Annotated in this window: 6 protein-coding genes; 4 read left to right on the top strand and 2 right to left on the bottom strand. The window is 54.5% G+C overall.

Annotation, left to right across the window (positions count from 1 at the left end):
* Positions 1-828 (top strand): ISL3 family transposase (locus tag H5P30_RS03090; RefSeq protein WP_185691362.1); only part of this gene is annotated, 828 nt, incomplete at its 5' end.
* Positions 829-1,129: 301 nt separating this feature from the next.
* Here H5P30_RS03090 and H5P30_RS03085 read toward each other — a convergent pair.
* Positions 1,130-1,552 (bottom strand): GxxExxY protein, encoded by a 423-nt coding sequence (locus H5P30_RS03085; RefSeq protein WP_185691500.1) that lies wholly within the window; start codon positions 1,550-1,552, stop codon positions 1,130-1,132.
* A 373-nt stretch (positions 1,553-1,925) separates the two neighbouring features.
* On the opposite strand from H5P30_RS03085, the gene H5P30_RS03080 reads away from it, so the two are divergent.
* Entirely contained in the window at positions 1,926-2,828 is a 903-nt protein-coding gene (locus H5P30_RS03080) for a 3-methyladenine DNA glycosylase (RefSeq protein ID WP_185691499.1), read from the top strand.
* A gap of 328 nt (positions 2,829-3,156) precedes the next feature.
* Here the strand turns inward: H5P30_RS03080 and H5P30_RS03075 are convergent, their stop codons facing one another.
* On the bottom strand, positions 3,157-7,311 hold the full coding sequence (locus H5P30_RS03075; protein ID WP_185691498.1) for a Calx-beta domain-containing protein: 4,155 nt from the start codon (positions 7,309-7,311) through the stop codon (positions 3,157-3,159).
* Between the two features lie 558 nt (positions 7,312-7,869).
* On the opposite strand from H5P30_RS03075, the gene rpsO reads away from it, so the two are divergent.
* Both rpsO and pnp read left to right on the top strand, forming a co-directional pair.
* Complete coding sequence (rpsO, locus tag H5P30_RS03070) at positions 7,870-8,124, top strand: 30S ribosomal protein S15 (RefSeq protein ID WP_343075423.1); 255 nt, start codon at positions 7,870-7,872, stop codon at positions 8,122-8,124.
* Between the two features lie 130 nt (positions 8,125-8,254).
* Positions 8,255-10,402: a polyribonucleotide nucleotidyltransferase gene (pnp, locus tag H5P30_RS03065; protein ID WP_185691496.1), complete on the top strand. Its 2,148-nt coding sequence runs from the start codon at positions 8,255-8,257 to the stop codon at positions 10,400-10,402.
* Positions 10,403-11,027: the final 625 nt, after the last annotated feature.

Below are 11,027 nucleotides of genomic sequence, written 5' to 3'. Positions count from 1 at the left end.
TTGCCTTGGCACACCGTCAAACGCATTGACAAAGCTAGGTTGGTTCGGGAGTTGCCTGAAGTCGATTACGGTTCGCTCAGAACTCTGGTCATGGATGAGTTCGCATTGCACAAGGGGCACCGCTACGCCTCCGTCGTAGCCGATGCGGACACTCGGCAAGTGCTTTGGATCGGTGAAGGGCGCAGTCGCGAATCCATACGCCCCTTCTTTGAATCACTGGGCGAACACTGCGATCAAATCGAAGCGGTCGCGATGGATCAGAACAGCGCCTTTGACCTGGAGGTGAAGATGCACTGCCCGAATGCGGAAGTCGTCTACGACCTTTTTCATGTCGTTGCCAAATACGGCCGTGAAGTCATCGACCGAGTCCGCGTGGATCAGGCCAATGAACTAAGGCAGAACAAGTCGGCTCGCAGAGCGGTCAAACGTAGCCGATGGTTACTTCTAAAGAACAAGGACAACCTCAATGAAGAAGAACTTGTCAGGCTCGAAGAGCTGATGAATGCCAACCAATCCTTGGCTCAAGTCTACGTCCTGAAAGAACAGCTCAAAGAACTATGGCGAAGCTCAAGCATCTGGGGCGCCTTCAAACGCTGGCGCACATGGTGGAGGATGTGCCGTGAGTCCAAAATCAAACCCCTGCTCGCCTTCGCTGATAAACTCAGACCCTACCTCCGTGGAATCATAGCCTCAGCCAAATACCCACTCAACACCAGCGTGCTCGAGGGCATGAACAACAAGATCAAGGTCATCAAAAGAACCGCTTATGGCTTCAGGGATACGGAATACTTCTTCCTCAAGATTAAGCATGCTTTCCCCGGGAAATGACGATGAACCAAAAATAAGCGCCAATAAGTGAACATAAGCGGTTCCCGGCTACGCCGGGTCTCACCTGTCCCAGATAAACTCGAGCCAGCAGAGCTGGCGACCGCTTATGTGCGCTGATAAACGCTTATGATGAATAGATGTACGACCGAATAAACCTGAATAAGTAGTCGTTTCTCGATTTTGGTATACGCTCATCCAGGATGAAGAACCAACCAACCAGTGTTCCAAATTATAAGCGTCAATAAGCGAAGATAAGCGGTTTCCGGCTAAGCCGGACCCATCCGGTATGGAGTACAATCGCCTATGACTGATGAGAATCCGATTCCGGGATATACTCTTTTAAGATGAAGCGTTTCCACTCCAACTTTTCGAGCGGACCGAAGTTCACCAAATACCCCACCGCCTTACGGGTGATCCGCATGTAATTCATGAGCTGCCGCTCATGCTCGGCGTTGAGCGCTTTGACCGACTTCAATTCGGTGATGATTTCGCCAGACACCAGCAGATCGGGGTAATACTTCTTTTCCAACAGGTGTCCTTTATAATAGAGCTGAAATTCCCCTTTCCGAGTGAACTCGATAGATCGAAAGCCCAGTTCCAGCTCAAAGCTTTCTTGATATATTTCCTCACCCATTCCTCCACCAAGTTCTCGATGAACTTCAAAAGCGGCACCGATCAATGCATATCCTTCCGACCCCAAGTATTCTGAATTTTGAATCGTCATAAATTCCTAGCCACAAACTAAAGGATCCGCCAGCGCCCGGGCAAAAAGATAAGCGCCAATAAGCGAGCAAAAGCGGTTTCCGGCTCCGCCGGACTGCGCCACTCAGAAAGGGATGAACTAGATCCAGCCAAGCTGGAGACCGCTTATGCTCGCTGATAATCGCTTATGATGAATGGATATACGACCAAATAAACCTGAACAAGTAGTCGTTCTCGATTTTGGGATACGGCTCATTCAGGATGAAGAATCAACCAACCAGTGTCCAAAAAGATAAGCGTCAATAAGCGCACATAAGCGGTTTCCGGCTCCGCCGGACCTCCCCCCTCTTCTCCGACCCTTTACATCATCCTCCAAATTTTATGAAATTCAGGCCATGGAGTCTTTGATCGCCATCAGCCGGGAGCTCTCGGAGGAGGTGTGGCGCGCGATTGCGCAGCGCCAGTGCGAGCGCGCGTCCCAGTGGACGGCTCCCTACCGCGAGCGGCGGGCGAGTGGAAAACTCCATCCCGTCTACGATTTCCTCTTCGTCTATTATCGGGTCCGGCCGACCCAGCTCGAGGCCTGGCACCCGCAATGGGGCATCACCCTCCTCGAGGCCAGTCAGGAGACCCTCTATCAACACCGCTACTATCGGCATGATGCCCATGGCACGACACTCGATCCAAGCCGGTTGGAGCCCCGCGCGATCCACCGCCTCGAAATGGCCCTCCGACTCTGCGAGACCGTTTACCAACGTCCCCCTCAGTTTGGCTGTTTCGGGATGCACGAATGGGCGATGGTCTATCGCGGAGACAGCGAGGGCGAAGTCCGCCACGCAGAGAGACTACCGCTCCGCCTGAGCCAGGAGGAAACCGACGCCTTCGTGCGGAGCCAACCGATCGCCTGCAGCCATTCCGATGCGTTTCGATTCTTCAGCGAAGCGGCCAAACCCTTCAACCGCATCCAACCCACCAAAGAGACCCGCATCAAAAACGAACAATGCGGCTGCCTTCATACCAATATGGATCTCTATAAGATCTGCGGCCAATGCATGCCGTGGATGGGAAGCGACCTCATGTGGCGTTGCTTCGAATTCGCGGTCGAGGCCCGCATCCTCGACATGCGCGCCAGCCCCTACGATTGCCTTTCCCTCGGTTTCGACCCCATCCCCATCGAGACTCCAACCGGACGGGCGGAGTACGAGCGAATCCAACGCAACCTCCACGAGCAGGCCCAGCCGCTCCGGAAAGAAATCATCGACTGCCTCCAGAAAGTCTTGGGGGAGGTGAAGGGATGACGGGGGCAGAACTAGTTTAAGCCCACGAACGCAATAATTTGTAGCGCAAAAATCCGGTAAGAACCCCTCCATCCCGCGTCCGCGGGATCCCCCTACCCTGCGAGCAGGGGAGGAGTCTTTGCATAGGTTTCCGATTCCCCTCTTTTTTAAAGGATGAGGGGAAACTCCCGACCATGTAGGGGATGGGGTGGTTGGTTCCCGGAGCTAAAAATGCTTCTAACCTATTGTCAATCGGGGCTTTACCAGACCCACTACTTTCTGCCTCTCCCCATTCTCGAGCCTGCCAGAATCAAGACGTCTTTCTAGGTCATCTGACTTCGGTTCACAGCTAGGGTAGAATTGTCATTCGGACCCTGAGAAAACTATGCGTCTCTGACGAGATTTCCGCGGCGGAGCGAATTGTAACCCAACCACTTTCCCCGACCGGGTTGGCGACCACGAGGGGAGATTCGAAATTCGAGTCTTCTTCGGAGTTCCAGATTGAAGTCCACTCGGAAAGATCTCTGGACTCTTCAATCTCATAGCGGACTCCTGCGCTTGCGGCACTGTAGTAAAAGGAAAGTTGGAGATAGGGATTCTGCCCTTCTCCTGCGATCTTGGAAAGAAAACCTCTCGGCTCGCGGGCCGGATTGCCGGTCGAATTGAGTGGGTCCGTTCCGAAGGAATAGTGAGCAAAATTGCTCCATGGACCGTTGCCGGGTTGATAGTCCGGATCGCCAGCCGAGCTGGTCGCGGAACCATAATGAAGAAGACGCCATTCGGCGTAGGTAAGCGACGAATCATGAATGGAGACGACCGTGCTCTCTGGAGAACCGGGCACGGCTCCACCAGTCAGGCCAAAGAGAGTGACTGCAAATGATTCTGAACCTTCGGTGATTCCGTCATTTGCAATGGGAACGGAAACCATCTGGTAGGCTTCGCCATCCGCGAAGATAACGCTGCCCGATACGGGGGTGAAGTCGTAGGAGTCCGCCATGCCATTTGAGATTGTAGTGTAATAAGCACCAACGGTTCCATCGGTCGAACCGATTCGAGCAATGCGCAGGCTGGCTTGTAGCTCATCTTCTTCGACCGTCAATTCGGACAACTCCATTTCCAATCGACCCGCCGACGGAATATCGGGTTGGTTCAGTTTCGCGAAATTGGAGATCTCATAGCCGTCCAGAGAGGAAAATGTCCCGCTGACATAGACCGATCCGTCTGGCGCGAGGCCGATAGATTTCAGAGTGGTGTAGCTAGTTGTAAGGAGACTGAAGCTCGTATCGACGGACCCATTCGAGTTCAGACGTTGTATCACCATCTCTTCGCCCGTCTCCGGATGGATCAGATCACCGATGACAAGAATTTGGCCGTTCGGCAGGAGCATCACTTCACTGATCTCACGATGGGGCCGTTCAGTGTTGGGAATCTGGAAACTCTCGTCCAATGATCCATCGGGCATTAACCGGACGAGTTTATCCGCGTAGGTTCCGGACCAGGATGAGATGAGGATTTTACCATCGGGTTGGATGACCATGTCCGCCACCCAAGATTGTGGGGTCGCACTGATGAAAGTGGTGTCCACAGCACCATTTGGATGCAGCCGAATCACGGGTCCCGCCTGCCCGTCATAGGTGCCGATGGAACCAGCAAGCAGGATCTTGCCATCAGGCAATGCCCAAAGATTCCTGAAGAGAGTACATTTGCTCGCGGTAAAGTGGCCCACCTGGAAGCTGGGGTCCAGGTCACCGTCTGTATGAATTCGGTAAATGTAGTGATCATAGCAGCCAGACCGACTGGCCACGATGATTTTACCGTCCGGCATCCGAATCATCGCGTTCACGCTAGCATTGCTACTTGGGCTTTCTGAATAGTGGGTAAAGGTGGGATCAACCGAGCCATCGGAGTTCAGGAGAACAATATCCTGCTTTCCGACAAGGTCTTGGCCACCTACCAGAAACTTGCCGTCCGGGAGTTCCAGAATAACGCTGACGGATTTGTCCCGTCCTGAGGTGAACGCGAAGTCAGGATCAAAAGAGCCGTCTGGATTGAGAAGGCGTAGAGTGGTTAGTCTGGTAGTCGAATCGTACAGGTTGGTTGCGATTGCTCCATTGCTGAGCACTTCAAGAAAAGAAAAGCCTCTGGTGTTTAGATTGGTATCTGTCACCCGGAAGTTCGGATCCAACGAACCGGCATCGTCTCGATCATTCACAATGATCGTCACTGCATCGGGAGTGCCGAGGGAGACTCCACTTTCCGGGTTGTAGAACTCCAGGGAGAAGTCCCGAAGTGGTTTAACTTCTGACGTGACTGGAGGGCCGTCGAGACGAACGGTTTGTTCGTAAACTCCCTCTGGAAAAGTGACGACCGTGTCTAGGCTTTGATAATCCGCCCCTGAGGTCGCAGATCCATCCACCGTGCGAACGGGCACCGCGAGAGCTCCAGGATCATTAATATTTCGCTTTACTTTTAGATCCAGATATTCGTCTCCTTCGTGAAGGACAGCTTGGCTCTGGCCAAAGAAAACTGTTCCCGATTCGTCCGTATCCTGCAGGTTTATGGTGATAGTCTCATTGTTGCCTACATAGAGAGAAGGTTCGGCACTAGTCATTCGCAGTCGTATTTGCCGCTCTCCGTTCAGGATGTCGTCGTTGGAAAGATTCATCCAAACGGTGAGGCTGTCGTCCTCTGGGAAAAGAACCGAGGTTTCGGAAAAATTCACTCCGTTCAGCCATGCAGGATTGTCTGCCTCGATGCTGAATTCCAATTCCGCGGGCGGGGCACCGGCAGGCCCATAATTGTAGCTGACTTCCACATCGATACTGGAACCCTCGGCTAACGTAACTTCGCTTTGTATGAATCGGGCGGAATAGATTGGGGAGCCATTAATCACAGTTGCTCCCTCCGGAACATGAAAATGGCCACCATCTGCGATCAGTGTTTGCGAGGGGGAGGAATTCAAGTCGATCCTGATCAATCCATTTCTTCCATCGGCAACCAGCAATTCTCCCGAATCCAGCTCCGTAAGACTGTTCGGGGAATTCAGGTAGCCACCGGACGCGATGATGGTCTGGGTTCCGTCCTCCGGATCAACCTCAATAATTCGGCCATTATCGAGATCGGAGACCAGAATTCTACCATCGCGCAGAACAATAATATCATCGGGAAAATTAAAATTCCCTGCAGAGGAGATTACTGACTGAATGCCCGAGTCGCTCTCGACCTTGATGATCGAATTCGTATTGCCGTTGGTCACAAGAAAATCTCCATTCTGATCGACAGCGACGTCAAACGGGTTGCTGATCAGATTGCCTTGAGTAATGAGATCCTGCTTCTGGGTCTCGAGGTCGATGCGGATCAGCGAGCTGCTGCTGCGATCGGCGACGATTAGATTTCCCTCAGCATCGAAGTCGATACCAATTGGGCCTCGAAGATAACCACCGCTGGCGAATGACAATACCGTTCGGGTCCCGGGATCGAATTCCAGAATGTCGCCGCCATTGAGATTTGCTATAAATACCCTTCCCTCCGGGCTGGTTACGATCTCCGTGGGTCCCCTGAGGGCGTTGTCTTCGGATACCTCGATCGTATTCCCGGTAGTGGGATCGACTTCATAAATTCTGGCGGCGTAATAATCCACCACGAGAAAACTCGGGGTTGGCTGACTGGCGATCGCCAAGCCTCTGGGATCGTTTACGTCTTCGAGTTCAATGATGTTATGCCCATCACTGTCCGCTTCCATTAGAGAGCCGATTTCTCTATCGACCCAAATGATCTTATCGCGCGCAGGATCATAGGCCACATCGACGGGCTGGCCCAGTCCCGTGATCAGTGGCTCGACAACACTCCCGTCCAGATTGGCCTGATAGATGGTCCCAGCACCGGAGTCACAGAAATAGAGCTTGTTCGCAGAAGAACTCAGGCTCAGCCCCTCTAAATCGACGAACGAACGGGAGTCGATAATTTGCCGGGAATCGGAGCCGTCGATATTGGCGATACGGATCTCCTGAGCCGAATTGCTCCAGTAGATGAGTCCATTTACGACATCAACTGCCAAGCCCGATGGAATGTCAAAGGTCCGAATAATCGTTTCCATGGACGTGCCATCCAAGTTTGCACGCCGGATTTTCTGGAGATCGTTTTCCACCCAATACATTTTGCCGGCTGCCGTATCAAGAGCGATCGCCGTCGAGTCAAATTCGTTGGAAGAAATCAAGGTTTCTATATCAGAACCATCGAAATTGGCGCGATTGATCGTGTTGAAACCGCGATCGGTCCAGTAGATTTTATTATTGAGAGAATCCACCGCAATCCCGACAGGATCTGAAGCATAGGTCACGACCTCCCTCGATTCGCCAGTTTCTTGCACCAATACTCTTACCGTTCCCCCCTCAGTCCAAAAAATCTCTCCCTGGGCTTTCGGTCCAGCAATTAGACAAAGGGTCAGGACGAGGAAGAAGTTGAACAAGCTACCGTATTCGGATCTGGAATGATAAGAAAGCATTTTGAATTTAGAACGAATGCAGAGGTCGGGTTTTCACCGTCCTCGATTAGGTGAAACCGGCTGCGACTACGTCGGAAATCCAAGATCATCGTCGCTAGACCAAATCGGAGCAAGACTTTCTGACGAATGTTTTCTGGGATTTCAGCTATGTGCGAAGACGCCGAACCTCGTCTTTGACAAGCCTCTCTGCGTGGAAACGGTGTCTTCTTCGGATTTCACGCGGGAAGACTGAGTCGCATACGGGGCGGATCCGGCTTCGGGGCGGCCGCGCGCCATTGGAGACCTCACCCCTCTCCAATCCGTGTGCATTGGCGACACCCAACCGGTTTCGAGGGTTCCACCGGCTCCCCACACCCCACGTTTTTTGCTTGCTCCCTCGCCCGGCCTCTCCCTTATTCAAACCCAGCGTTAGGAGTCGGCTGGAGACAGCCCGCTCCCGCGGCTTTCTCTTTTTCCAAAGGGATCAGAACGGTATTTGTGGCGTCGCGCTGCGGTACGAGGCTCCTGTCGGGGTTTCCAAGTCGTGAAATTCATCCAAAATCAATGTCCGAAACATCCATCGATAAAGAAAAGATCATCTCTGAATTCCAGACTCACGAAGGCGACAGCGGTTCCGCTGAGGTCCAGATTGCGCTGCTGACCGCACGCGTCTCTCACCTGACCGAACACCTTCGTACGCACCGGAAGGATTTTCACTCCCGCCGCGGACTTCTGAAGATGACAGCTCGCCGTCGTAAACTGCTCGACTACGTCAAGCGCCACGACCTCGACAAGTACAACGAGCTGCTGAAACGTCTGAACATCCGCCGATAACCGGCCTTTTTTACGGAAGTTCAAGAATCACCGTGTCTTCCCTGGGATGCATGAGAAGAGGGAAGACCAAAGCCACATGCGGAACGCCGCTGTGCGCGCAAACCCCAACTCAAGCACCTAGGTAATAGATATGGAACAAAAGCACACCGTCCGGGTTGAAGAACTCGGCCTCGAAATCGGTACCGGCAGCCTTGCCAATCTGGCAAGCGGCGCCGTCACAATCTCTCTCGGCGAGACCACTCTCTTTGCGAGTGCCTGCGCCGCGAAAACTCTCCGTCCGGGACAGGATTTCTTCCCTCTCACGGTCGACTACCGCGAAAAGTTTGCGGCTGCGGGACGTTTTCCCGGTGGCTACTTCAAGCGTGAAGCTCGCCCGACCGAGAAGGAAATCCTGACCTCCCGTCTTTGCGACCGTCCCCTGCGTCCCCTCTTCCCGAAGGGATTCATGAACGAAGTCCAGGTCATCGGCATGGCCCTCTCGATCGACGGGATCCATGAGCCGGACATCCTGATGGTCAACGCCGCTTCGGCAGCTCTGATCGTCTCGGACATTCCATGGAACGGCCCAGTCGGCTGCGTTCGCGTGGGTGAAATCGACGGCGAATTCGTCGTCAACCCAACGCAAGAGCAGATGTTCGACTCCACCCTCGACCTGATTTATGTTGGGAACGAGAAGGAGATGATGATGATCGAAGGCAGCGCTGACTTCATCTCGAAGGAACGCTTCCAGGAAGCCCTCGCCTACGGCCAGGAAAAGATCCAGCCGATCATCGCCGCACAGAAGGAACTCGCTGCCAAGGTCGCCAAGGCCAAGAGCGAATTCGAACTCTACATCGCCAAACCCGAGATCCTCGCCCTTTGCCGCGAGTTGGCCGGGGACAAGCTCGAAGAAGCGATCTTCATCGACGATAAACAGTCCCGCGGGGCCGCCGTCGACAAGATCAAGGCCGAAGTCGCCGAAGCCGTGAAGGCCAAGGTCGGCGAAGAGGAATTCGACGAAGATCAGATCTCCCTCTCATTCGAAGTGCTGCAGGAAGAAGTCTACCGCTCGAACATCCTCGAAAAGGGCAAGCGCGCCGACGGACGTGGCCCCGGAGACCTCCGCGAGATTTCGGCTCAGACCGGCGTCCTCCCGAAGGTTCACGGCACCGCCATCTTCAACCGCGGCGAAACCCAGGCTCTGGTTTACACCACTCTCGGCACCAGCAAAGACTCGCAGGACCTCGACGCCCTCACCGGCGGCGCCAATGCCAAGTCTTTCTACCTGCACTACAACTTCCCGCCTTACTCGGTCGGGGAAACCGGTCGCTTCGGCTTCACCGGTCGTCGTGAAATCGGTCACGGAAATCTCGCAGAGCGCTCGCTGCTGCCGATCATTCCGTCCGAAGACGACTTCCCCTACGCCATCCGGATCGTTTCCGAGATCATGGGCTCCAATGGCTCGACCTCCATGGCTTCGATCTGCGGAGGTTGCCTCTCAATGATGGACGCCGGGGTGCCGGTCTCGGCCATGGTCGCCGGGATCTCCGCCGGTCTCGTCACCGAGATGAACGACGAAGGCGAAATCACCAAGTACAAGGTTCTCACCGACATCATCGGTGCGGAAGACCACTTCGGTGACATGGACTTCAAGATCGCCGGTAGCCGTGACGGAATCACCGGATTCCAGCTGGACCTCAAGATCCAGGGCATCCCCTTCGACATCGCTCACGAAGCGATCGAAGCCGCGACGGAAGCTCGCTTGAAGATCATCGACAAGATGGCCGAAGCTCTGCCGGAACCGCGCACCGAGATCAACCCGAACGCACCGCGCATCCACTCGATGAAGATCGATCCGGACAAGATCGGTGCCCTCATCGGCCCCGGCGGCAAGAACATCCGCCGCATCCAGGAACTTACCGGTGCCGAAATCGACATCAACGAGGACAACAGCGGTCGCCTGCTCGTCTTCGCCCGCGGAGCCGACACGCTCCAACGCGCCATCGAAGAAATCGACCTCTGCACCGCAGAGATCGAAGTGGGCCGGATCTACAAGGGTATCGTTCGCGGCGTGAAGGACTTCGGCGCATTCGTCGAATGTCTCCCCGGCAAGGAAGGCCTCTGCCACATCTCCGAACTCGCCGACTTCCGCGTCAAGAAGACCGAAGACGTCTGCAAGCTCGGTGACGAACTCGTCGTCAAATGCATCGGCATCGACGACAAGGGCCGCGTCAAGCTCAGCCGCAAAGCCGCCATGGCCGAAGAAGCCGAGCCAGAAACGGCCGACGCCGAAGCCTAAGCCAAAACCGGTAATATCTTTCATCAAGCCCGGCGGGAAACCGCCGGGCTTTTTTGTGTGCGGAGGTCCGCGCAGCTGAATGACGAGCGGGCAACCCCGATCCAGCTGTTCTAGTAGGACAGCAGCTTCAGCTGCGTCCCGGCGGCGGCGCATCGGAGATCAACGCTCCCGAACGGAGCCCAAGATTTCGAAACGGCTATCGCCATTCCGTTCCAAATTCCTTCTGAACCGTGAGAAGACACTCCATCGTGCAAGACCGCGCAGCTAAAGCTGAGCGGGTACGTCCCGATCCGACGCCCTCCAGTAGGACAGCAGCTTCAACTGGGTCCCGGCGGGAACGCATCAGAGATCAACGCTCCCGCACGGAGCCCAAGACTTCGAAACGGCTATCGCCATTCCGCTCCACATTCGTTCCTTAACCAAAGGGAGCCACTTCACCCAGCAAGACCGCGCAGCTGAAGCTGAGCGGGTACGTCCCGATCCAGCGTCTCAGTAGGACAGCAGCTTCAGCTGCGTCCCGGCGGGAACGCGGTAACGTCCCAAAAGTTTCGCAAAATTGAAAAGAGTGCCTTTCCGCCGATTATCCGGTAGGCAGTTGGTTAACGACAACTAACAGCCATGGAAG

The sequence above is a fragment of the Puniceicoccus vermicola genome (genome assembly GCF_014230055.1).
Classification (GTDB): Bacteria; Verrucomicrobiota; Verrucomicrobiia; order Opitutales; family Puniceicoccaceae; genus Puniceicoccus; species Puniceicoccus vermicola.
This window is presented reverse-complemented; position numbering and strand designations above follow the sequence as displayed.